At 72.8% G+C, this 22,338-nt stretch carries 21 protein-coding genes; 11 read left to right on the plus strand and 10 right to left on the minus strand.

The genetic code is table 11. The features are described 5' to 3' along the window. Positions 1-105: 105 nt before the first annotated feature. From FHX78_RS25155 to FHX78_RS25165, 3 genes are read left to right on the plus strand one after another with little or no spacing between them, the layout of a single operon-like run. Positions 106-729, plus strand: a complete 624-nt coding sequence (locus FHX78_RS25155; protein WP_145869670.1) for an ATP-binding protein — start codon at positions 106-108, stop codon at positions 727-729. Between the two features lie 44 nt (positions 730-773). Then, on the plus strand, positions 774-1,967 hold the full coding sequence (locus tag FHX78_RS25160; RefSeq protein ID WP_145869671.1) for an AAA family ATPase: 1,194 nt from the start codon (positions 774-776) through the stop codon (positions 1,965-1,967). Beyond that, positions 1,957-2,544 carry a DUF4276 family protein gene (locus FHX78_RS25165; RefSeq protein WP_229924099.1) on the plus strand — a complete coding sequence of 196 codons (588 nt, stop codon included), beginning with the start codon at positions 1,957-1,959 and terminating at the stop codon, positions 2,542-2,544. The genes FHX78_RS25160 and FHX78_RS25165 overlap by 11 nt, the downstream gene beginning before the upstream one ends. A gap of 12 nt (positions 2,545-2,556) precedes the next feature. Here FHX78_RS25165 and FHX78_RS25170 read toward each other — a convergent pair whose 3' ends face one another. Further along, positions 2,557-3,204: a biliverdin-producing heme oxygenase gene (locus FHX78_RS25170; protein WP_145869672.1), complete on the minus strand. Its 648-nt coding sequence runs from the start codon at positions 3,202-3,204 to the stop codon at positions 2,557-2,559. A gap of 131 nt (positions 3,205-3,335) precedes the next feature. Further along, positions 3,336-4,193, minus strand: coding sequence for a type I methionyl aminopeptidase (gene map, locus FHX78_RS25175; protein WP_145869673.1), 858 nt, complete (start codon positions 4,191-4,193; stop codon positions 3,336-3,338). A gap of 60 nt (positions 4,194-4,253) precedes the next feature. On the opposite strand from map, the gene FHX78_RS25180 reads away from it, so the two are divergent. After that, positions 4,254-4,481, plus strand: coding sequence for a hypothetical protein (locus FHX78_RS25180; protein ID WP_145869674.1), 228 nt, complete (start codon positions 4,254-4,256; stop codon positions 4,479-4,481). A 16-nt stretch (positions 4,482-4,497) separates the two neighbouring features. Here the strand turns inward: FHX78_RS25180 and FHX78_RS25185 are convergent, their stop codons facing one another. Further along, the gene (locus tag FHX78_RS25185) at positions 4,498-5,100 is read right to left on the minus strand and encodes a hypothetical protein (protein WP_145869675.1); all 603 of its coding nucleotides are present in this window, start codon (positions 5,098-5,100) and stop codon (positions 4,498-4,500) included. Positions 5,101-5,241: 141 nt separating this feature from the next. Between FHX78_RS25185 and npdG the strand changes: the two genes are divergently transcribed. Together npdG and FHX78_RS25195 are read left to right on the plus strand one after the other, a co-directional pair. Beyond that, positions 5,242-5,955 carry an NADPH-dependent F420 reductase gene (npdG, locus tag FHX78_RS25190; RefSeq protein WP_145869676.1) on the plus strand — a complete coding sequence of 238 codons (714 nt, stop codon included), beginning with the start codon at positions 5,242-5,244 and terminating at the stop codon, positions 5,953-5,955. Positions 5,956-6,020: 65 nt separating this feature from the next. Beyond that, on the plus strand, positions 6,021-6,212 hold the full coding sequence (locus tag FHX78_RS25195; RefSeq protein WP_145869677.1) for a hypothetical protein: 192 nt from the start codon (positions 6,021-6,023) through the stop codon (positions 6,210-6,212). Between the two features lie 38 nt (positions 6,213-6,250). Here the strand turns inward: FHX78_RS25195 and FHX78_RS25200 are convergent, their stop codons facing one another. Further along, positions 6,251-7,051 (minus strand): site-2 protease family protein, encoded by an 801-nt coding sequence (locus FHX78_RS25200; RefSeq protein WP_145869678.1) that lies wholly within the window; start codon positions 7,049-7,051, stop codon positions 6,251-6,253. A 304-nt stretch (positions 7,052-7,355) separates the two neighbouring features. On the opposite strand from FHX78_RS25200, the gene FHX78_RS25205 reads away from it, so the two are divergent. Further along, a complete protein-coding gene (locus FHX78_RS25205; protein WP_145869679.1) occupies positions 7,356-10,628 on the plus strand; it encodes an AfsR/SARP family transcriptional regulator in 3,273 nt (1,090 codons plus the stop codon). Between the two features lie 18 nt (positions 10,629-10,646). Here FHX78_RS25205 and FHX78_RS25210 read toward each other — a convergent pair whose 3' ends face one another. From FHX78_RS25210 to panB, 3 genes are all read right to left on the minus strand, one after another. Next, positions 10,647-11,468 (minus strand): ABC transporter permease, encoded by an 822-nt coding sequence (locus FHX78_RS25210; protein ID WP_145869680.1) that lies wholly within the window; start codon positions 11,466-11,468, stop codon positions 10,647-10,649. Next, the gene (locus FHX78_RS25215; protein ID WP_145869681.1) at positions 11,465-12,490 is read right to left on the minus strand and encodes an ATP-binding cassette domain-containing protein; all 1,026 of its coding nucleotides are present in this window, start codon (positions 12,488-12,490) and stop codon (positions 11,465-11,467) included. The genes FHX78_RS25210 and FHX78_RS25215 overlap by 4 nt, the downstream gene beginning before the upstream one ends. A 192-nt stretch (positions 12,491-12,682) precedes the next feature. Beyond that, entirely contained in the window at positions 12,683-13,558 is an 876-nt protein-coding gene (gene panB / locus FHX78_RS25220; protein WP_145869682.1) for a 3-methyl-2-oxobutanoate hydroxymethyltransferase, read from the minus strand. 212 nt (positions 13,559-13,770) lie between these two features. Between panB and FHX78_RS25225 the strand changes: the two genes are divergently transcribed. The 4 genes from FHX78_RS25225 (at position 13,771) to FHX78_RS25240 (ending at position 18,659) form a co-directional block, all read left to right on the plus strand. Then, positions 13,771-15,360: an MFS transporter gene (locus FHX78_RS25225; RefSeq protein ID WP_145869683.1), complete on the plus strand. Its 1,590-nt coding sequence runs from the start codon at positions 13,771-13,773 to the stop codon at positions 15,358-15,360. 75 nt (positions 15,361-15,435) lie between these two features. After that, the gene (locus FHX78_RS25230) at positions 15,436-16,056 is read left to right on the plus strand and encodes a TetR/AcrR family transcriptional regulator (protein WP_145869684.1); all 621 of its coding nucleotides are present in this window, start codon (positions 15,436-15,438) and stop codon (positions 16,054-16,056) included. Between the two features lie 184 nt (positions 16,057-16,240). After that, the gene (locus tag FHX78_RS25235; RefSeq protein ID WP_145869685.1) at positions 16,241-17,293 is read left to right on the plus strand and encodes an endonuclease/exonuclease/phosphatase family protein; all 1,053 of its coding nucleotides are present in this window, start codon (positions 16,241-16,243) and stop codon (positions 17,291-17,293) included. A 133-nt stretch (positions 17,294-17,426) separates the two neighbouring features. Continuing rightward, the gene (locus FHX78_RS25240; protein ID WP_145869686.1) at positions 17,427-18,659 is read left to right on the plus strand and encodes an MFS transporter; all 1,233 of its coding nucleotides are present in this window, start codon (positions 17,427-17,429) and stop codon (positions 18,657-18,659) included. Positions 18,660-18,931: 272 nt separating this feature from the next. Here the strand turns inward: FHX78_RS25240 and FHX78_RS25245 are convergent, their stop codons facing one another. The 3 genes from FHX78_RS25245 to FHX78_RS25255 form a co-directional block, all read right to left on the minus strand. After that, positions 18,932-20,698, minus strand: a complete 1,767-nt coding sequence (locus FHX78_RS25245; RefSeq protein WP_145869687.1) for an NAD+ synthase — start codon at positions 20,696-20,698, stop codon at positions 18,932-18,934. Between the two features lie 158 nt (positions 20,699-20,856). After that, positions 20,857-21,483 carry a DUF305 domain-containing protein gene (locus tag FHX78_RS25250; RefSeq protein WP_145869688.1) on the minus strand — a complete coding sequence of 209 codons (627 nt, stop codon included), beginning with the start codon at positions 21,481-21,483 and terminating at the stop codon, positions 20,857-20,859. Then, on the minus strand, positions 21,480-22,145 hold the full coding sequence (locus tag FHX78_RS25255) for a DUF3105 domain-containing protein (RefSeq protein ID WP_145869689.1): 666 nt from the start codon (positions 22,143-22,145) through the stop codon (positions 21,480-21,482). Before FHX78_RS25255 ends, FHX78_RS25250 begins: the two co-directional genes overlap by 4 nt. Positions 22,146-22,338: the final 193 nt, after the last annotated feature.

Consider the following 22,338-nt stretch of genomic DNA (forward strand, 5'->3'; position numbering starts at 1 on the left):
TGCTAGTTCGCGCCATGCGCCTCCAGCCTGTCCGTGTGTGCAGTCCCGCAGGGACATGCGCCACGCGGATTTCGCCGCCGACGCCGAACTCCTGAGGAGGGCCCCATGACCTCGTCGAACGACCTCACCTTCCGGCTCCCGCGCAGCCGCCGCAGCGTCCCCCGTGCGCGGGCCGCGCTGCACGCCGTGCTCGGTGAGTGGGGTGTGGGTCAGGAGACCCTCGACACCGCCGAGCTGGTGCTGTCGGAGCTGGTCACCAACGCGCTCCGCGTCCCCGCGCCGGGCGACCGGCAGGTCGGCGTACGGATCAGCCGCTCCGTGGCGGACGGCCTGCTGCGGATCGAGGTGAGCGACGCCGGCGGCGGACGCCCCGAAGTGCGGGAGCCCGGCGACGACGAGACCGGCGGGCGGGGCCTGCTCCTCGTCGCGGCGCTCGCCCACCGCTGGGGTTACGAACGCCGCACCGCCGGCATCGGGAAGACGGTGTTCGCGGAGCTGAAGGCTCCGGACATCCCGGCGGCCCCCGGGACCCGCGATGTCGCGGCCGTGATGGTCCGGGCCGGGCAGCAGGTCCGCGTGTGGGGCGCCTGGCGCACCGTCGCCGGGGTGCGCAGCGATCCGTACGCGGCAGGCGGCCCCGCCGTCGTCCTGGAGTTCGACGAGGGCCCGTCCCTGCGGCTGCCCGCCGCCGACGCACTGACCGTACGGACGGAGGAACGCGCCGGATAATGTGGCGCAGTGCACATGCGGCAGCGTGGAGAGGAGGCGGCGGGATGATCACGCGGATCGAGATCGACGGGTACAAGTCGTTCGACGGTTTCGCCCTCGACCTGCTGCCGTTCACCGTCCTGGTGGGAGCCAACGCCTCGGGCAAGTCCAATCTGCTGGAGGCCGTCGACCTGCTGGGGCAGCTGATCCGGGAGCCGACCAGTCAGACCCTGGTCGACCACGCCCGCCGGGGCGGCCCGAAGGAACTGTTCCGGCGCGGCCCGGACGGAGCGCCGGTCGACGTCATGCGGATCGCGGCCCATGTCGTCGTGCACGGCCGTCTCGGGTACTGCCACCTCCGGGTCGAGGTCAGGGTCACGTACGCGGACCCGCCGGATCCGCTGCGCGTCGACACCGAGGTGCTCAACGTCCACGACCACTGGGACTGGACGGGGGACCCGGACTGGACCCCGCCCGTACCGCCCCGCCTCCACCCCGACGAGACCGGTCAGCTGCACTGCATCGAGCAGCCCGTCCAGGACGCCGCGTACCGCGGGGAGCTGGCCGCGGCCACGCGGAACTGGCGGATCCTCGAACCCTCCCCCAAGGCGATGCGCGTCGTCTCCTCCACCTACGACACCGCTCCCCTCGCGGAGGACGGCAAGAACCTCGGCGCCGTCCTGGGGCGGATCGCCCGGGATCCGGAGCGCTGGTACGACTTCCGTGCCGACGTCATGGCCCTGCTCCCCGACCTTGTGGAGATTACGGCGGAGGCGAACGCCGAGTGGAGTCAGTGGGACGTCTGGCTCCAGCACCGGCACGAACACCGCGTCACCCCGGGCGCGGCGTCGGCGGGCACGTTGCGCGTGCTGGCGCTGCTCGCCGCCGCCCACGACCCCGACCACGAGGGGTTCCTCATGATCGAGGAGCCCGAGAACGGCCTCCACCCCACCCGGGTCCCGCAGCTGTTGTCCCGGCTCAGGGGCAGGACCAGCGATCTCGCGGAGCTCACCGCCGGTGACGGACGGCAGGTCCTGATCACCACGCACTCACCGGTCGCGCTCGCCGCCGCGCTCGAGGACGCCCCGGCCTCGGTGGTGTTCCTGGACACCGTGACGCGCTTCGGCGACGGCGGGCCGCCGCGCCGGCTGAGCCGGGCACGGAAGGTCGCCGACAGCGGCGAGCGCGGGACGTTCGTCACCCCCCTCGAAGTGCGCAAGTACCTCGACCCGGTGGGGCGGTACGCGCATGGGGCGTAGGTATCTGAGCCTCGCCCTCCTGACGGAGGGGGCCAGCGACCAGTGGTTCCTCGTGCCGCTCATCGACCGGCAGATCGCCGAACTCGCCCTCGGGGCACCGGTCGGTTTCGACTACTCGGGGGTGGTCGCCGGTGAGCGCTTCACCGTGGCGCACCGGGACCTCGTGGCGGAGGAAGTGGCCGAGTTGCTCGGCTACTTCGACATCGTGGTGATCCACCACGACCACAACGAGCGGCACAAGGCCGATGCGATCCGTGAGCGCTTCCCGGACGACGCCCACCGGATCGTCGCCCTGGTGCCGGTGCGGGAGACCGAGGCGTGGATGCTGGCGGACCCCGAAGCGCTGCGGGAGGCGGCTCCCACGCGGGACGCCGCGTGGGAGGTGCCGTACGACGTGGAGAAGGTGGCCGACCCGAAAGCCGTGCTCAAAGCGGCACTGGGCGGGCGGCGCGACGCGGAACGGGACTTCGGCCGGCTCGGGCAGACCGTCGCCCTCGACGCGCTCGGCAAGGTGCCCGCCTACCGGCGGTGGACCGCTGAGCTGCGCCGGGCGATGGAGGGGCTGCGGCTCCTGTGACCCCCGCCGGTCTCACGCCGACAAGGGAAACTCCTCGCCCAGCGCCCGGAAGACCGCCGTGTTAAGGGTGAACGCCCGCTTGCACTCGCTCACGATGCGCTGCTTCTCCAGGTCGTCCACCGGGACCGCGTCCAGCAGTTCGCGGTAACCCCGCTTGAAGGCGGCCGGGTTGGTGATCTCCTCGAAGACGTAGAAGCGGACGCCGTCGCCCTTGCGGGCGAAGCCCCAGGTCTTCTCCGCCTTGTCGCGGATGATCTGGCCGCCGGAGAGGTCGCCCAGGTAGCGGGTGTAGTGGTGGGCGACATAGCCGGCCGGCCAGTCGCGGGCGCACTCGGCGACCCGGTCGGCGTAGGCGCGGGTGGCGGGCAGGGCGGTCAGGCCGGCGCGCCAGCCGGGGCCGCGCAGGTGCGCCAGGTCACGCTCCAGGGAGGGCAGCCGGAATAGCTCCGGCTGGATGAAGGGGCCGGCCACCGGGTCCGGCGCCAGCCGCCGCGCGGCGGACTCCAGTGCCTCGTACACGAACCACAGCTGCTCGGTGTAGCGCGCGTACGCGTCCACCCCCAGTCGGCCGCCCAGCAGATCGCTCATGAACGTCGACGTCTCCGCCTCCACGTGCTGCTCGTGGGAGGCGGTGCGGATGAGAGCGGAGAAGGAGTCCATGAGTCCAAATGTTCTATGGTTAGGCTTACCTAAGTCAAGGCTTGCCGACGGCCTGTCGGTAACTCCCTACCCTCCCACGGCACGAAAATGCCCGCCCTCCGGGGGAGGGCGGGCAGGTGGGCCTGGCAGGGTCAGGGCAGGGTCAGGATCTCCGCGCCCGTCTCCGTCACCACCAGGGTGTGCTCGAACTGCGCGGTGCGCTTGCGGTCCTTGGTCACGACCGTCCAGCCGTCGTCCCACATGTCGTACTCGTGGGTCCCCAGCGTCAGCATCGGCTCGATGGTGAAGGTCATCCCCGGCTGGATCACCGTCGTCGCGTGCGGACTGTCGTAGTGCGGGATGATCAGGCCCGAGTGGAACGACGAGTTGATGCCGTGACCGGTGAAGTCACGGACCACGCCGTAGCCGAACCGCTTGGCGTACGACTCGATCACCCGGCCGATGATGTTGATCTGCCGGCCCGGCTTGACCGCCTTGATAGCGCGGGCCAGCGACTCCCGGGTCCGCTCGACCAGCAGGCGGCTCTCCTCGTCCACGTCACCGACCAGGTACGTCGCGTTGTTGTCGCCGTGCACCCCGCCGATGTACGCCGTGACGTCCAGGTTGACGATGTCGCCGTCGCGCAGCACCGTCGAGTCGGGGATGCCGTGGCAGATCACCTCGTTGACCGAGGTGCACAACGACTTGGGGAAACCGCGGTAGCCGAGCGTCGACGGGTAGGCCCCGTGGTCGCACATGTACTCGTGCGCCACCCGGTCCAACTCGTCCGTCGTCACGCCGGGCGCGATGAGCTTCGCGGCCTCCTCCATCGCCCGCGCCGCGATCCGGCCGGCGGTCCGCATCGCCTCGATCGTCTCGGGCGTCTGCACCTCCGGCCCTGTGTACGGCGTCGGGGCGGGCTTGCCGACGTACTCGGGGCGACGGATGTTCCCCGGTACGGAGCGGGTGGGGGACAGGTCCCCGGGTACGAGCAGCGACTGGCCAGACATGCCCGCGAGTCTAATTCAGCGGCGATGGGGGACCATCTTTCGTGGCGAGAGGAGCCGGTCATGCCCCTGTTCAAGAAGCGGACGGTCGGAAAGCCGGGCGAGTGGTACTACTGCCTGGAGCACAAGAAGGTCGAGGAGGGCCCCGACTGCCCCGGCAAGGACCGCTTCGGTCCCTACGCGAGCCGCACCGAGGCCGAGCACGCCATGGAGACGGCCCGCGAGCGCAACCTCCAGTGGGAGAACGACCCCAAGTGGCACGACGCCCCCGCGGGCGAGCGGGACGACTGAGCCCGCCGCGCCCCCGCTACCAGCGCGAGGGCGGGGGAGCCGTCAGCAGGTCCGCCAGCCGCGACAGCCGGTCCCGGAAGCGGCGGCGGCCCCGCGGCACCGGCAGGGCGTTCTCCCCGGCCGCCGCGCTCACCAGGTGCTGCACCGTGTCCAGGTCCAGCTCGGAGCCGTCGGGCACGGCCAGCACCTCGTGCGCCAGCGCCGGGAGCTCGCCCGCGCCGGGGCCGAGGGACAGCAGCGTCGCCCCGGCCCGGCGGGCGTCGGAGACCCGCTCCAGCAGCGGGGCGGACGGCTCCCCGGGCGCCACCACCAGCAGCGTCTCGCCCCGCCGCGCCGCCTCCAGCCGCCCCAGCCCCACCGCCAGGTGCGCGGGGTCCGAGGGACGCGCGTCGTGCCGCACCAGAGTCGGGGACAGCTCCGGGGTGCCCGACCAGGCCGCCTCGTCCACCAGGTGCGCCGCCAGATGCCACGGCTCGTACTCCGGCGTGCCCACGAGCAGCAGCCCGCCCCCGTGCGACACCACCGACCCGCGCAGCGTCCCCGCGAACCGCCGGGTGGCGCCCAGCCACTCGGTCCCGGCGAGCACGTCCCGCAGCAATGCCACCCGTACCGCGTCCATGCGACCGCATCCTGCCCCCAACCCCACCCCCGCGTCCCGGTGTTCGAACCCGATTCGCCCGACCCGGGGACCCGGCGGGCGGCGCCGTGACGGGGCTCACGCCCGCCGGGAGCGGCACCCCGGCGGACGTAGAGTCGGCCCATGACCTCTACCGACAGTGCACAGCAGCCCGCGAGGACCCCGGCCAAGGACCCCTGGGACCTGCCCGACGTCTCCGGGATGGTCGTCGGCGTGCTCGGCGGCACCGGACCGCAGGGCAAGGGCCTCGCGTACCGGCTCGCCAAGGCCGGCCAGAAGGTGATCATCGGCTCCCGCGCGGCCGAACGCGCCCGGGCCGCCGCCGAGGAGCTCGGGTACGGCATCGAGGGCGCCGACAACGCCGAGACCGCCCGCCGCAGCGACATCGTGATCGTCGCCGTCCCCTGGGACGGCCACGGCGAGACCCTGGAGTCCCTGCGCGCGGAACTGGCCGGCAAGCTCGTCGTCGACTGCGTCAACCCGCTCGGCTTCGACAAGCAGGGCGCCTACGCGCTGAAGCCCGAGGAGGGCAGCGCCGCCCAGCAGGCCGCCGCGCTGCTGCCGGACTCCCGGGTCACCGCCGCCTTCCACCACCTGTCGGCCGTCCTGCTCCAGGACCCGGCCATCGACGAGATCGACACCGACGTGATGGTGCTCGGCGAGGCCCGCGCCGACGTCGAGGCCGTCCAGGCGCTGGCCGGCCGCATTCCCGGCATGCGGGGCGTCTTCGCCGGGCAGCTGCGCAACGCCCACCAGGTGGAGTCGCTGGTCGCCAACCTGATCTCGGTCAACCGCCGCTACAAGGCGCACGCCGGGCTCCGCGTCACGGACGTATGAGGCGATGGGGGACACTGGAGGCCGTACCCGTGTCCCCCGGACGTCCCCGACAGGAGCCAGCAGCCATGCCCCGCCTCGCCCTCTACGCCCTCGCCGTCTGCGTCCTCGCCGTCGCCGCGGCCGTCGTCTCCTTCGTGCGGGGCAGCGTGTTCATCGGCGTCGTCTGGGTGCTGCTGGTGGGCCTGTCGTCCAACATGGCCTTCTACTACGTGAAGCGGGGGCGGACCCAGGCTCGGGACGGCTCCCCCACGGGCTGACGCGTCCCGGGCCCTGTGCCGGCGCTTCCCCGGCCCCGTTACGAGCCGACCGCGCAGAAGTCGTTCTCGCCCCGCCAGAAGCGGAACAGCTCGTAACCGCAGTACGTGTCGAACTCGTGGATGCCCAGCGCCTTCAGCAGCGAGTCGACCACGTCGAAGAACGCGCCGTTCACCGCCGGCACCCACAGCAGCGCGAACACGAAGAGCAGCCCGAACGGGGCGAACGGCTCCACCTGCCGGCGGACGCCGTACGACAGCCACGGTTCCAGCACGCCGTAGCCGTCCAGGCCCGGCACCGGCAGGAAGTTCAGGATCGCGGCCGTCACCTGGAGCAGCGCGAGGAAGGCCAGCGCGAACCGGAAGTCCGCCGGCACACCGTCCAGCGCGTCCAGCCAGAACGGCGCCGTGCACACCACCGCGAACGCGACGTTGGTCAGCGGGCCCGCCGCCGAGATCAGGCTGTGCCGCCAGCGGCCCCGGATCCGGTGCCGCTCGATGAACACGGCACCGCCCGGCAGACCGATCCCGCCCATGATCACGAACAGCACCGGCAGCACGATGCTCAGCAGGGCGTGCGTGTACTTCATCGGGTTCAGCGTGAGATAGCCCTTCGCGCCCACCGATATGTCGCCGCCGTGCAGGGCGGTGCGCGCGTGCGCGTACTCGTGCAGGCACAGGGAGACGATCCAGGCGGCCGTCACGAACAGGAAGACGGCGACCCCGGGCTGCGCGGCGAACCCGGTCCAGGTGGCCCATCCGGTGACCGCCGTGACGGCCAGGATCCCCAGGAAGACGGGGCTGATCCGGCGGTCGCCGTGGCGGGTGGTGGCGGTGGTCATGGGACTCCCTGGACGGTCGGGCACGCGGTGGGGCACGCGGGGGACTGCCCGACGGTACCCGGCGCACCGGGAAAACGTCTCGCGCGGGCGCCCGGTTCCGTGCAGGGTGGGACGGCCCGCCGCCCGAACCCGGGCGTCCCGGCGGCCGAACCCGGGCGTCCCGGCGGCCGAACCCCGGCGTTCCACCGGCCGAACCCGGGCGCCCCGGCGGCCGGTCGGCCGCCTCCCCGCCCGCCTCCCACCCGCAGGAAGACGCCGCCGCGCCGCCCGGCCCCTGTGACCGAGCGGACCGCCACCGGAGAGAATGGACCCCGTGCGCTACCGCATCCTCGGCACCACCCAGGCACTCCGCCCCGACGGCACCGCCGTCCCGGTGGGCGGAGCGCGACTGCGTGCGCTGCTGACCGTGCTCGCCCTGCGGCCCGGACGCACCGTGCCCGTGGCACTGCTGGTCGACGAGGTGTGGGACGGCGACCCGCCCGCCGACGCCACCGGGGCGCTCCAGGCCCTCGTCGGGCGGCTGCGCCGGGTCCTCGGCGCGGACGCGGTGGCCTCCGCCGACGGCGGCTACCGCCTGACCGCCGCCCCCGACGACATCGACCTGCACCGCTTCGAGCGGCTGGCCGGCGAGGGCCTGCGCGCCCTCGCCGACGGCGACCCCGCGAAGGCCGCCGCCGTACTGGACGACGCCCTCGCCCTGTGGCGCGGCCCCGCCCTGGCCGGCCTGCCCGACCGGACCGCCGAGGCGGCCCGCGTCGAGACCCGGCACCTGGACGTGCTGCGCGCCCGGCACGCCGCCGCCCTCGCCCTCGGCGACGCCGAACAGTGCCTGCCCGAACTGACCGCGCTCTGCGACAGCCACCCCCTCGACGAACCCCTCCAGGCACTGCGGCTGCGCGCCCTGCGCGACACCGGCCGCACCGCCGAGGCACTCGCCGCCTTCGACGACGTACGACGCCTGCTCGCGGACCGCCTCGGCTCCGACCCCGGCGCCGAACTGCGGGCCCTGCACGCCGAACTGCTGGACGGATCGGCGGCCCCCGCCGCCGACCCGCAGCCCTCCCGGCCCGGCAACCTGCGCGCCCGGCTGACCTCGTTCGTCGGCCGGGAGACGGACATCGAGACCATCCGCGCGGACCTCACCACCGCCCGGCTGGTCACCCTCCTCGGGCCCGGCGGCGCCGGCAAGACCCGCCTGTCGCAGGAGGCCGCCGAGACCGTACGGCAGACCATCCCGGACGGCGTGTGGCTCGCCGAACTCGCCCCGGTGGACGCCCCCGAGGCCGTCCCCGAGGCCGTCCTCACCGCCGTCGGCGCCCGCGAGACCGTCCTGTACGGCGCCGGCGCCGAGAGCATGCGGGCCGTCTCCGACCGGCCCGCCGACCCGGTGGAACGGCTCGCCGAGCACTTCGCCCGCCGCCGCGTCCTGCTGATCCTGGACAACTGCGAACACGTCGTCGAGGCCGCCGCCCGGCTCGTGGAGACGCTGTTGCAGCGCTGCCCCGGCCTCACCGTCCTCGCCACCAGCCGCGAACCCCTCGGAGTGCGCGGCGAGTTGCTGCGCCCGGTGGAGCCGCTGCCCGAACCGGTCGCGCTGCGCCTGCTCGCCGACCGCGGCGCCGCCGCCCGCCCCGGCTTCCGCACGGACAGCGACGAGGACACCGCGGCGGCGTGCGCGGAGATCTGCCGCCGCCTCGACGGACTGCCGCTCGCCATCGAACTCGCCGCCGCCCGGCTGCGGATGCTCACCCCGCGCCAGATCGCCGACCGGCTCGACGACCGCTTCCGCCTGCTCACCTCCGGCAGCCGCACCGTCAGGCCCCGCCAGCAGACCCTGCGCGCCGTCGTCGACTGGTCCTGGGACCTGCTCGACGCCGACGAACGCGACGTACTGGGCCGCCTGTCGGTCTTCGCCGGCGGCTGCGGCCTCGCCGCCGCCGAGGCCGTGTGCGGGCCGGTCGCGCTCGAAGCACTCGGCTCCCTGGTCGACAAGTCCCTGGTGGTGGCCGCGCCCTCGGGCGACGGCGAGATGCGCTACCGGCTCCTGGAGACCGTCGCCGAGTACGCCCGCGAACGCCTCGACGAGACCGGCCGGCGCGCCGAGGCCGAGCGCGCCCACCTCACCTACTACCGCGAACTCGCCCGCACCACCGACCCACTGCTGCGCGGCCCGGGCCAACTGGCCGCCATGGGACGGCTGGAGCGGGAGTACGAGAACCTGCGCACGGCGCTGCGGCACGCCCTCGCCCTGCGCGACGAGCAGGAGGCGCTCTGCCTCGCCCTGTCGCTGGCCTGGTACTGGCAGATGCGCGACCTGCGGATCGAGGCCCGCAACTGGTGCGCCGAGGTGATGGCCCTCGGCCCTGACCCGTTCACCGAACCGGTCCAGCCGGCCGCCCCGCTGTGGCAGCGCTGCACCGACGCCCCGCCCCCGATGACCGGCGAGGTCCTCGCCGAGGCCCGGCGCGGCGTGCACCTGGCCCACATGGCCTGCATGGACACCGAACTGGACGACTGGCAGACCCCGCAGGCCCAGCGCAAACTCCGCCTCATCGCGGCGACGTACGAGCCCGGCATGCCGCAGACCTGCCGTTCGCCCGGCATGCTCTGGACGTTCGCCGTGATGCTGACCGGCGACATGAAACGGCTGTACGCCGTCACCGAGGCCGCCGTCCGCACCTGCCGGGAGACACCCGGCTACGAGTGGGAACTCGCCGCCAACCTCCAACTGCGTGCCAACCTGCTGGCCAACCGCAGCGACTGGGCGGGCGACGCCCTGCGCGACGCCGACGAGTCGCTGCGGACCTACCGCCGCCTCGGTGACGCCTGGGGCACGGCGGAGGCGTACTCGGCGCGCGGCGAGGCCAACGAGCGCGGCGGCGCCTACGAGGCCGCCGCCGCCGACTACGAGGCGGCGATCGAGCGCGCCGAACGCCTCGGCGCCCGCTCCCAGCGGGCCGTGCTCATGGCCCGCCTGGGCAGCGCGCTGCTGGAGGCGGGCCAGGAGGAACGCGGGGAGCGGCTGCTGCGCGAGGTCATCGACAGCCGCCCGGGCGGCCACAACGAGGCGCTGCCCGCCGCCCGGCTGTTCCTGGCCGGCTGGCTCGGCACGGTCGGCCGCACCGCCGAGGCGCGGGAGCACCTGCGCCTGCTGCGCGAGGAGTTCCGCATCGCGCACTACGTCGTCTTCGACGCGTTCATCCTCGGCGCCGAGGGCTGGCTCGACGTGGTCGACGGCCACGCGGAGCGGGCCCTGGCCACCGTCCACCAGGCGCTCCGCCAGGCCGAGGACCCGGTGTCGGCCGCCATCGCGCCGCACATGCGGTCGGCGTTCGTCAGCATCGGCGCGGCCGCCCTCGCCGGACTGGACGGCGGCCGCCGCGCCCGCGACGCGGCCCGCTGCCTCGGCGCCGCCGACGCCTGGCTGCCCGCCGGCCATGTGAGCGGCCGCACCGAACGCGTGGTCCGCGACTACGTCAGGGCCCGCATCCGCGCGGTCCTCGACGACGCGGCCTACGCGAGCGCGTACGCGGAGGGCGCCGCCCTCACCGTCGAGGAGGCCGTCGCCCTCCTGTGACCGCGGCCGTCCGGCCGGTCAGCTCTTCGTACGGAACTTGTGGATGGCGACCGGCGCCATCACCGCCGTGATCCCCACCGACCAGGCCAGCGTCATCCACAGGTCGTGGGCGACCGGGCCGCCCACCATCAGCCCGCGCGCGGCGTCCGCCAGCGCGGACAGCGGGTTGACCTGGGTGAAGGACTCCAGCCAGCCCGGCATCGACTGGGTCGGGGCGAAGATCGACGAGCCGAACTGCAACGGCATCAGCACCAGGAAGCCCATCGCCTGCACCGACTGCGCGTTCTTCATCACCACACCCAGCGTGAGGAAGATCCACATCAGTGCCGAGCCGAACACCGCGGACAGTCCCACCGCCGCGAACAGCCCCGGCCAGTTGGTGATGTCGAAGCCGACCAGCACACCGACGACCATCAGGATCGCGGTGGCGATCAGCATCCGCATCATCTCGACCGAGATCTTGGCGAACAGCACCGAGCCCCGCCCGATCGGCAGCGACCGGAAGCGGTCCATCACCCCGGTGTTGAAGTCCTGGTTGAACCCGGTCCCCACCCCCTGGGCCATGTTCATGCCCATCATGGCCATCAGTCCGGGCACGATGTACTGCACGTACGCCTCCTGCCCGCCGCCCAGCGACTGCCCGATCGAGCCGCCGAAGACGTACACGAACAGCAGGGTGAAGACGATCGGGAAGAGCACGGCGTCGAACATCGACTCCGGGTCCTGCCGGATCCACAGCAGATTCCGGCGTATCAGCGCGCCGGTGTGGCGCAGATGACCGCGCAACGGGATACGGGCGTCCGCGCGCGGGCCGGCGGTGTTCAGGGTCGTGGCACTCATACGGCGACCTCCTCGCGGGTCCCGGCGGGCACGGCGTCCTGCGGCGCACTGGCGCGGTGGCCGGTGAGGGACAGGAACACCTCGTCCAGGCTGGGCAGTTCGGTGGTGAGGGAGCTGAGCGTGATGCCGCGCGCGGTGACCGCGCCGACCACGGCCGTCAGCTGCTCGTCGCTCAGCACCGGGACGAGCACCGACGCCCGCTCGGCGTCCACGGTGGTGCCCGCCAGCCCGGTGATGCCCAGTTCGTCCAGGGCCCCGGCCAGCGGCCGCAGTTCACCGGGGTCGGCCGGACGGATCCGCAGTGTGCGGCCGCCCACCTTGGCCTTCAGCTCCTCGATGCCGCCGCCGGCGATGACCTTGCCCCGGTCCACCACGGTCAGCTCGTGGGCGAGCTGCTCGGCCTCCTCCATGTACTGGGTGGTCAGCAGTACGGTCACCCCCTCGCCGACCAGCCGCTTGACCTCCTCCCACACCTCGTTGCGGGTACGGGGGTCCAGTCCCGTGGTCGGCTCGTCCAGGTACAGCACGGCCGGCCTGCCGATCATGGACGCGGCCAGGTCGAGGCGCCGCCGCATGCCGCCGGAGTACGTGGCCGCCGGGCGCCGGGCCGCCTCGGTGAGCGAGAACCGCTCCAGCAGCGCGTCGGCGCGGGCCCGCGCCTCCTTGCGGGACAGGTCCAGCAGACGCCCGATCAGATAGAGGTTCTCCCAGCCGGGCAGCTTCTCGTCCACCGAGGCGTACTGCCCGGTCAGCCCGATCACCCGGCGCAGCTGCCGCGGCTGGCGGACCACGTCGTACCCGGCGACGACCGCGTGGCCGGAGGTCGGCGCGAGCAGCGTGGACAGGATCCGGACCAGGGTCGTCTTCCCGGCCCCGTTCGGCCCGAGCACCCCCATCACGGTGCCCTCGCGCACCTCCAGGTCGACCCCGTCCAGTGCCTTGGTCGCGCCGTAGTGCTTGACCAGCCCCCGCACCGTGACGGCGCTCCCCGCGCCGCCCAGGTCCTTGTCGTTTCGTGTCATGCGTACGACGGTGACAGCCCTCACCGACAAACCGCCGACATCCCGCCGACACTCCGCCCCGCGGCACCGACAGCGAGCCGACGGTCCCCGGAAAGGGGTCGGCCCCGCCGACGGGGGAAGATCGGCGGGGCCGGCCGTGGTGCGGCAGTGGCTCGAACGGCGGCGGCGCTGCCCGGGTGGCAGCGCGTCCGCTCAGTGCACGGAGTGCTCCTCCTGCGGGAACGTTCCGCCGACGACGTCCTCGGCGAACGCCTTCGCCGCCCCGCTCATGACCTGGCGCAGGTCCGCGTACTGCTTCACGAACTTCGGCACCCGCCCGCCGGTCAGCCCGAGCATGTCGGTCCACACCAGCACCTGGGCGTCGGTCCCCGGCCCCGCGCCGATCCCGACGGTCGGGATGTGCAGCGTCCGGGTCACCTCGGCGGCCAGCTCGGCCGGCACCAGCTCCAGGACCACCGCGAAGGCGCCCGCGTCCTGCACGGCCTTGGCGTCCCGCAGCAGCTGCTGGGCCGCCTCCTCGCCGCGCCCCTGCACCCGGTAGCCCATCGCGTTCACCGACTGCGGCGTCAGCCCGATGTGGGCCATCACCGGGATCCCGGACTCCACCAGCAGCTCGATCTGCCGGTGCGACCGCTCGCCGCCCTCCAGCTTCACGGCGCCGACACCGGCCTCCTTGACCAGCCGGGTCGCCGAGCGCAGCGCCTGCACCGGACCCTCCTGGTAGGAGCCGAACGGCAGGTCGCCCACGATCAGGGCGCGGGAGGTGCCCCGGACGACCGCGGCGGACAGCATCGTCATCTCGTCGAGGGTGACGGGCACGGTGGTCTCGTACCCGAGGTGGCAGTTGCCCGCGGAGTCGCCGACGAGCATCACCGGGATGCCGGCCTCGTCGAACACGGACGCGGTCATCGCGTCGTAGGCGGTGAGCATGGGCCACTTCTCGCCGCGCTCCTTGGCGGCGGCGATGTCGCGGACGGTGATGCGCCGCGTGCCCTTGCCCCCGTACAGCGCCCTGTTGCCGCCAGAGGGACCCGACGTCCCGGTCTGGGCAGCCGAAAGCTGCGTCATTGCAACGTCTCCCAACACGTCATCTCGAGGCGCCCTGACGGCGTCCCCGGACCACGTCCATGGTGGCACCTCGGCCCGGCGAGGGCCAGAGGCCCCCCTGTGAGTTCCGCCCCGCGCCCGGCCGCGGCCCTCCGGGCAATATCCCGGCAAGGACTCGGCAAAGCACTTCCGATACGAGACGGTCTCGTATCGAAACTGGCTACGCTGGCCCCATGACTTCTCCTGCCGCCCCCGCCCGCCGGGTCCCGGAGGCCGTGCACCGGCGCCGCTGGGCGATCCTCGGCGTGCTGATGCTGAGCCTGCTGATCGTCGTCCTGGACAACTCGATCCTGAACGTCGCGATCAAGACGATCTCCACCCCGGCGCCCACCGGCCTGGGCGCCACCCAGAGCGAGCTGGAGTGGGCGATCAACTCCTACACGCTCGTCTTCGCGGGCCTGCTGTTCAGCGCGGGGCTGCTGGGGGACCGGCTCGGCCGCAAGAAGGTGCTGATCGGCGGCCTCGTCGTGTTCGGCGTCGGCTCGGCGCTCGCCGCGTTCTCCGGCTCCCCGGCGGAGCTGATCGCCTTCCGCGCGGTGATGGGTCTGGGCGCCGCCTTCGTCATGCCGGCCACCCTCGCCGTCCTGATGAACGTCTTCGAGCGCGAGGAGCAGCCCAAGGCCATCGGCATCTGGGCGGGCGGCGTGGGTCTGGCCATCGCCATCGGCCCGATCACCGGCGGACTGCTCCTGGACCACTTCTGGTGGGGCTCGGTCTTCCTCGTCAACGTGCCCATCGTCGCCCTCGCCGTCGGCCTGATGCTGTGGCTGGTCCCCGACTCCCGTGACCCCAGCCCCGGCCGGATCGACCCCGTCGGCGTCGTGCTGTCCGTCACCGGCCTGGTCCTGCTGGTCTACGGCATCATCAAGGGCGGCCAGCTCGCCGACTTCACCGACGTCACGGTGCTGTCGACCATCGGCGCCGGTCTCGCCGTGCTCGCCGCCTTCGTGTGGGCCGAGAAGCGCAGCGACCATCCCTCGATCGACATCTCCTACTTCCGCGACAAGGTCTTCTCCGCCGCGATCGCCGCGATCGCGCTGGTCTTCTTCGCGCTGATGGGCGTCACGTTCTTCGCGGTGTTCTACACCCAGAGCGTGCGCGGCTACTCGCCGCTGGAGACCGGCCTGCTGATGCTGCCGCTGGCCGTCGCGCAGCTGGTCTTCGCGCCCCGGGCCCGCCTCCTGGTGGACCGCTTCGGCAACAAGGCCACCACCACCGCAGGACTGGTGGTGCTCGCGGCGACACTGGCCGCGTTCGCCGCGCTGGACGCGGACACCCCCATCTGGATCCTGGAGGTCGTCTTCTTCCTCATGGGCGCCGGCATGGCGCACGTGATGACCCCGGTCAGCGTCGTCATCATGCAGGCCCTGCCGCGCGAGAAGGCCGGCTCGGCCTCCGCGCTCAGCAACACCTTCCGCCAGGTCGGCGGCGCCCTCGGCATCGCCGTACTGGGGTCCGTGCTGTCCACCGCCTACCGCAACGGCATCGAGGACGACCTCGGCGCGCTGCCGCCCGGCGCCCGCCACTCCGCCGGCGAGTCCATCGAGGCGACCCTGGCCGTGGCGGACCGGCTGGGCGCGCGCGGCGAGGCCCTGGCCGGCCGGGCGAACGACGCGTTCCTGCACGCGATGCACGTCACCGCGCTGTGGGGAGCGGCCGTCGCGGCCCTGTGCGCGATCGTCGTCGCCGTGTTCCTGCCCGGCCGCGACAGGACGCCCGAAGGGACGGAAGGGGACAAGGAGTTGGTGTCGGCGGGGGACTGAAAACCCACGGGCGGCGGCCCGCCGCCACCGCCCGCCGGGGAGAATCGTCCCAGCCCACCGAAAGGACCCAGCGACGTGAGCCCGGCCGACACCGAACCCCGGCAGGACGGCACCGCACGGGGCCGCCCCCGCAGCGAGGCGGTCGAACGCGCCATCATCGAAGGGGTGATGAAGCTCCTGGAGGACGGCGTGCCCCTCGCGGAACTCTCCATCGAGCGCATCGCCCGCACCGCCGGCGTCGGCAAGGCCACCATCTACCGCCGCTGGAGCGGCAAGGAGGAACTCTTCGTCGACGTCATGCGGGCCGCCGAGCCCCCGGACCCCCAACTCCCCGGCACCTCCATGCGCGACGACCTCGTCGTCCTGCTGGAGGCCCTGCGCCGGCGCGGACTGGCCGGCCGGACCTCGGCGATCCTGCACAACGTGCACGCCCAGATGAAGAGCAGCCCGAACCTGTGGGCCGCCTACCACGACACCGTCATCCTGCCGCGCCGCCGGCTCGGCCTGGACGTGCTGCGCCGGGGACGGGAGAACGGCGAACTGCGCGCCGACGTCGACCTGGAACTCCTCAACGACATCGTGGTGGGCCCCGTCCTCGTCCGCACCCTGATGCGCCCCGACGCCGACCTGCCGGACGACCTCGCCGAGCGCGTCGTCGACACCCTCCTCCAGGGCCTGCGCCCCGTCAACGGCTGATCCCCGTGTGCGCGTTTGGTCACAGAGGGCGCTTTCTCCCCGCCCGTGCGGAACTCCCCGAGCGGCCCCGTACGTCCTCGCCCCCGTACGGCCGTCGAGGGGCGGCAGGAACGGAACCGATCATCCCCTAATGTCTTACGGACACAGGGGCGACGGTGTGCACGGCAGGTTGTGAGGCGACGGTATGGCGCAGCAGGCGTACATGACGGAGACGGACGGCGGAAGCCCGGGGCCCGAGCCCCGGACCTCCGGGCTTCGGCGCCTGCTCGACCGCCTGGGCCGGGGCTGGCGCGGCGACCGCCGTATCTGGCGCCGCGGCCTGGTCCTGGCCGCGTTCGCGGCCGTGCTGGCCCTGGTGATGCTGGCCCACTCCCACATCCCGAACGCGATCGGCAACCTGGGCAGCCTGATCGAGACGTTCCTGCCCTGGCTCGGGCTGTTCGTCCCCGTCCTGCTGCTCCTCGCCCTGCTGCGCAGGTCGGCGACGGCACTGATCGCGACCGTCCTTCCGGTGGCCGTCTGGCTGAACCTCTTCGGCGGCCTGCTCACCGACAAGACCGCCGGCGGCGGCGACCTGACGGTGGCCACGCACAACGTCAACGCCGACAACCCGGACCCGTCCCGCACCGCCCGGGACGTGGCCGCCTCGGGAGCGGACGTGCTGGCCCTGGAGGAGCTGAAGGCGACCGAGGTCCCCACGTACGAGGCGGCGCTGGCGGGGACGTACCGGTACCACGAGGTGGTGGGAACCGTCGGCCTGTGGAGCAAGTACCCGCTGAGCGACGTGAAGGCCGTCGACATCCGCCTGGGCTGGAAGCGCGCCATGCGCGCCACGGTCACCGCCCCGGCCGGACAGGTCGCGGTGTACGTCGCCCACCTCCCCTCGGTCCGCGTGAAGCTGGAGGCGGGCTTCACGGCCCGCCAGCGCGACAAGAGCGCCGACGCCCTGGGCGAGGCCATCGCCGCCGAGCCCCTGCACAACGTCGTCCTGCTCGGCGACCTGAACGGCACGATGAACGACCGCGCCCTGACCGCCGTCACCTCCCAGATGCGCTCCACCCAGGGCGCCGTGGGGAGCGGCTTCGGCTTCAGCTGGCCGGCGTCGTTCCCGATGGCGCGCATCGACCAGATCCTGGTCAGGGGCGCCGAACCGGAGACCTCCTGGACCCTCCCGGCCACGGCGAGCGACCACCTCCCCATCGCCGCCCGTGTGAAGGTCACCACACCGGACGGCTGAACCCCCAGGTCAGCCCCATTTCTTCCACGGCGGGAAACCCCGGCGCAACCGGATGGAATACAGGACCTGGGACACTTTGTTCCGCAAGTGAACATACAAAGTGCGCTCCACCGTTCGAAAGGTCCCCCGTTCCATGCCCCTGGCCCTGCTCGCCCTTGCCGTGGGTGCCTTCGGCATCGGTACCACCGAGTTCGTGATGATGGGGCTGCTCCCCGACGTCGCGGACGACCTGGGCATCTCCCTCCCCAGCGCGGGCCACCTGGTCTCGGCCTACGCCCTCGGCGTGGTCATCGGCGCCCCGCTGCTCGCCGCCGCGACGGCGAGGATGCCCCGCCGCACCGTGCTGATCGCCCTCATGGTCCTCTTCGTGGCGGGCAACGCCCTCTCGGCGCTCGCCCCCGACCACGGCTGGCTCCTGGCCGCCCGCTTCCTCAGCGGCCTCCCGCACGGCGCCTTCTTCGGCGTCGGCGCGGTGGTGGCCATGACGATGGCGACCCCGGAACGCAAGGCCCGATCGGTCTCCCTGATGTTCCTGGGCCTCACGACGGCCAACGTGGTCGGCGTCCCGGCGGCCACGCTCATGGGCCAGCACTTCGGCTGGCGGGCGACCTTCCTCGGCGTGAGCGCGATCGGCCTGGCGGCCATCGCCTCCCTGGCCCTGCTGATTCCCCGCGACGACAGCCCCGCCCCGCAGCAGGGCCTGCGCGGCGAACTGGCCACCCTGCGCTCCCTCCCGGTCTGGCTGGCCCTCGGCACGACGGTCGCCGGCTTCGGCGCGCTGTTCGCGGCGTACAGCTACATCACCCCGATGCTCACCGACTCCGCGGGCTACAGCGAGGCCAGCGTCACGCTGCTGCTCGCCCTCTTCGGAGTCGGCGCCACGGCCGGCAACCTCCTGGGCGGCCGCCTGGCCGACCACTCCCTGCGCGCGACCCTGTTCGGCGGCCTGGCCTCACTGACGGCCATCCTGGCCCTCTTCCCGCTCCTGATGCGCACGGAGATCACCGCGGCGGTGGCCGTCACCCTGCTCGGCACGGCGGCCTTCGCGACGGGCTCACCCCTCCAGCTGATGGTCATGGAGAAGGCCGCCGCGGCCCCCTCCCTGGCCTCCTCCGCCAACCAGGCGGCCTTCAACCTGGCCAACGCGGGCGGCGCGTGGATCGGCGGCCTGGCCCTGGCAGCGGGCTTCGGCCCGACGTCCCCGGCGCTCGCGGGCGCGCTGCTCGCCGCACTCGGCATCGGCGTGGCGGCGGTGGCGTACGTGGTGGACCGCGGGGGGAGGCGGACAGCGGGCCGCGAGCGGGTGGTCGCCGGACACGTGCCGCGGCAGACGGACGCACTGGACGGCGTCAGCGGAACGCCGTAACGGCGCAGGGCGAGGGGGAACGCCCCCTCGCCCCGCGGCCCGACTGCCCACCGTGGGCGAGGCAGGCGATGTGCCGCGTACGGCGAGGAGGGGACGGGGCGGGGGTGCCCGCCCGCAGCGGCCGGCGCGTCCGCACCCCACGCTTCTCGAGTGACCGATTCCGCGCCGGTCCGAGGACGGACACCCCCGACCCGGCCCCGCCCCACCCCCCACCCGTGGGCGCTACCCGCACCCCCACCGAAGAGCCCCCTGCGCCGCAGGCATCCCCCCGCTCACCCCGCCGGAGGCACCTGCTCCCGCCACCCGCTCGTGATCGGCAGCCGCCGGTCCTTCCCGAACCCCTTCGGCGAGATCTTCGTCCCCGGCGGATACTGCCGCCGCTTGTACTCCGCCCGGTCCACCATCCGCAGCGTCTTCGTCACCAGCTCCGCGTCGAACCCGGCCGCGACGATCTCGTCCGCCCCCCGGTCCCGGTCCACGTACAGCTCCAGGATCGCGTCCAGCACCGGATAGTCCGGCAGCGAGTCCGTGTCGACCTGCCCCGGCCGCAACTCCGCACTCGGCGGCTTCGAGATCGAGTTCTCCGGAATCGGCGGCGTCTGCCCCCGCTCCACCGCCGCCCGGTTGCGCCACCGCGCCAGCCGGAACACCGACGTCTTGTACACGTCCTTGATCGGCCCGTACGCCCCCACGGAGTCCCCGTACAGCGTCGAGTACCCCACCGCCAGCTCCGACTTGTTCCCCGGCGCCAGCACGATGTGCCCCTCCTGGTTGGAGACCGCCATCAGCAGCGTCCCCCGCAGCCGCGACTGGAGGTTCTCCTCCGCGAGCCCCGTCAGCCCCAACGCCCCCATGTACGCGTCGAACATCGGCTCGATCGCCACGGTGCGGAAGTTCAGCCCCGTCCGCCGCGCCAGCTCCGCCGCGTCGTCCTTCGAGTGCTCGGACGAGTACTTCGACGGCATGGACACGCCGTACACGTTCTCGGCGCCCACCGCGTCACAGGCGATCGCGGCGACCAGCGCCGAGTCGATCCCCCCGGACAGTCCGATCAGCACGGACCGGAACCCATTCTTCGCGACATAGGCCCGCAACCCCACGACCAGCGCGGAGTACACCTCCTCGTCGTCGTCGAGCCGCTCGGCGTACTCCCCGGTCACCTCGGCCTCGTACGCGGGCACGGGCGCCTCCGACAGCACGACCCGCTCGATCCGCAGCCCGTCGTCCACGACCCCCGTCGGGGCCTCCTCCACCGCGGCCGGCAGCTCCAGGTCGACCACGACACACGCCTCCGCGAACTGCGGAGCACGCGTCACGACCGCGCCGTCACGGTCGACGACGATCGAGTCCCCGTCGAAGACGAGCTCGTCCTGCCCGCCCATCATGGCGAGGTAGGCGGTGGTGCACCCGGCCTCCTGGGCCCGCTTGCGCACCAGCTCCAGCCGGGTGTCGTCCTTGTCGCGCTCGTAGGGCGAGGCGTTGATCGACAGCAGCAGCCCGGCCTTCGCCGACCGGGCGGCCGGCACCCGCCCCCCGTCCTGCCACAGGTCCTCGCAGATGGCGAGGGCGACGTCGACACCGCGCACCCGCACCACCGGCATGGTGTCGCCGGGCACGAAGTACCGGAACTCGTCGAAGACGCCGTAGTTCGGCAGGTGGTGCTTGGCGTAGCTCAGCACCACCTCACCGCCGTACAGCACGGCACCGGCGTTCTGCGGCGCGCCGGCCGGCTGCCCGTACTTCGGCTGGGCGGCGGCGCTGCGGTCGAGGTAGCCGACGATCACGGGAAGCTCCCCGAAGCCCTCCTCGGCGAGCCGCGCGGCGAGGGAGCGCAGGGCCGCGCGGGAGGCCTCCACGAAGGACGACCTGAGCGCGAGGTCCTCGACGGGATACCCGGTCAGCGCCATCTCGGGGAACGCCACGAGGTGGGCCCCCTGCTCGGCGGAGTGCCGGGTCCAGCGGACGATCGTGTCGGCGTTGCCGTCGAGGTCGCCGACGCGCGAGTCGATCTGATTCAGGGCGAGACGTAGTTGAGGCACGGGCCCAGTGTAATCGTCAAACCGACACGATGTAGGCGAGGCCCCACAGCGAGACCCCACCGAAGCCCCAGCGAGGCCTCAGCAAGACCCCACCGAAGCCCCACCGAGACCCCAGCCACCCCTCCACCCGGCCCCGAAAGAACCCCTACCCCTGTCCCTCACTCGCCGCGAGGCGCGGCCCCCCGCTCCCGCAGCATCCCCGCCATCAGCCGGATCTCCGACTCCTGCCCCTCGACCATCCCCCGGGCCAGCCGCTTCTCCACCCCCACCTCGCAGGCACGGACACACGCCTGCGCCATGTGCACCCCACCCCTGTGGTGGTCCGTCATGAGCTGCAGGTAGAAGACCTCGGCCCGCTCACCACCGAGCGAGGCGAGCCGCTTCATCTCGGCGTTCGTCGCCATCCCCGGCATCAGCGCGCCGTCCTCGCCGGAGCCCGCCGCCCCGCCCATGTCCATCCATGTCATCGGTGGCTCGGCGGACACCTTCGGCAGCTCCCACAGATCGAGCCAGCCCAGCAGCATGCCCCGCTGGTTGGCCTGCGTCTGGGCGATGTCGTAGGCGAGCCGCCTGACCTCCTCGTCGTCCGTCCGGTCCCGCACGACGTACGACATCTCCACGGCCTGCTGATGGTGCACGGCCATGTCCCGGGCGAACCCGGCGTCCGCGGAGGCGGCGGACGGCACCCGGTCCGACCCCTCGTCCCCGGCCACCGCGTAGGTGATCGCACCGGCCGCGACGAGCGCCGTCACCGCGGCCCCCGCGATCAGACCCACCTGCCTCACTTGGAGAGCCCGTTGGTGCAGGCGGCCCCCGGCTCGGGGGTCTGCTGCCCCTGGACGAACTTCTCGAGGAACGCGTCCACGGCCGGGTCGTTGGCCCCGGTCACCGCACGCTGGTGCCCCCAGGCGGTGAGCATGATCGGGTCCTTCTGGCCGTCGACCGGGCTCATCAGCGTGTACGGCGTCTTCTTCACCTTCGCCGCGAGCGCGTCGACGTCGGCCTTGTCGGCCGAGGCGTTGTACGTCACCCACACCGCGCCGTGCTCCAGCGAGTGGACGGCGTTGGTGTTGTTGATCTCGTCGGTGTAGACGTCGCCGTTGCAGTTCATCCACACGGGGTTGTGGTCACCGCCGACCGGCGGCGAGACGGGGTAGCTCACGGCCTTGGTCACGTGGTTGCGGCCCAGCGTGCCCTCCCACTTCCGCACGCCGTCGTCGCCGGTGACGAACCGGCCGGAGTTCTTGGAGTCCCCCGACGCGCTGCTGCTGTCGTCGTCCGACTGCGACTGGACGAGCACCACACTGCCGACGACGAGCCCGGTGACGACGACCACGCCGGCAACGATGGTGAGGATCCGGGTACGGCGCTCGCGGGCCTTCTCGGCGCGCCGCATCTCCTCTATGCGCGCCGTGCGGGACGCGCTGCTCTTCTTGGCGGAGCCCATGGGGAGTGTCCTTCGGGAGAGAAGTGTGACGAACGGGTGAGCTGATCGTAAGGGGGAAGGTGGGGCGCGACGTAGGGGGCGACGGGAACGGCCGGATACGACCCGGCCCGCGTCCGCCCGCCTCCCCGCCGGAGGAACGTCACGGACGTCGGGGCCGGAAGTCCGCTTGAGGAGCCCGCTTGGAAGGACATCG

Origin of the sequence: Streptomyces capillispiralis (genome assembly GCF_007829875.1) — a bacterium.
Taxonomy (GTDB): domain Bacteria; phylum Actinomycetota; class Actinomycetes; order Streptomycetales; family Streptomycetaceae; genus Streptomyces; species Streptomyces capillispiralis.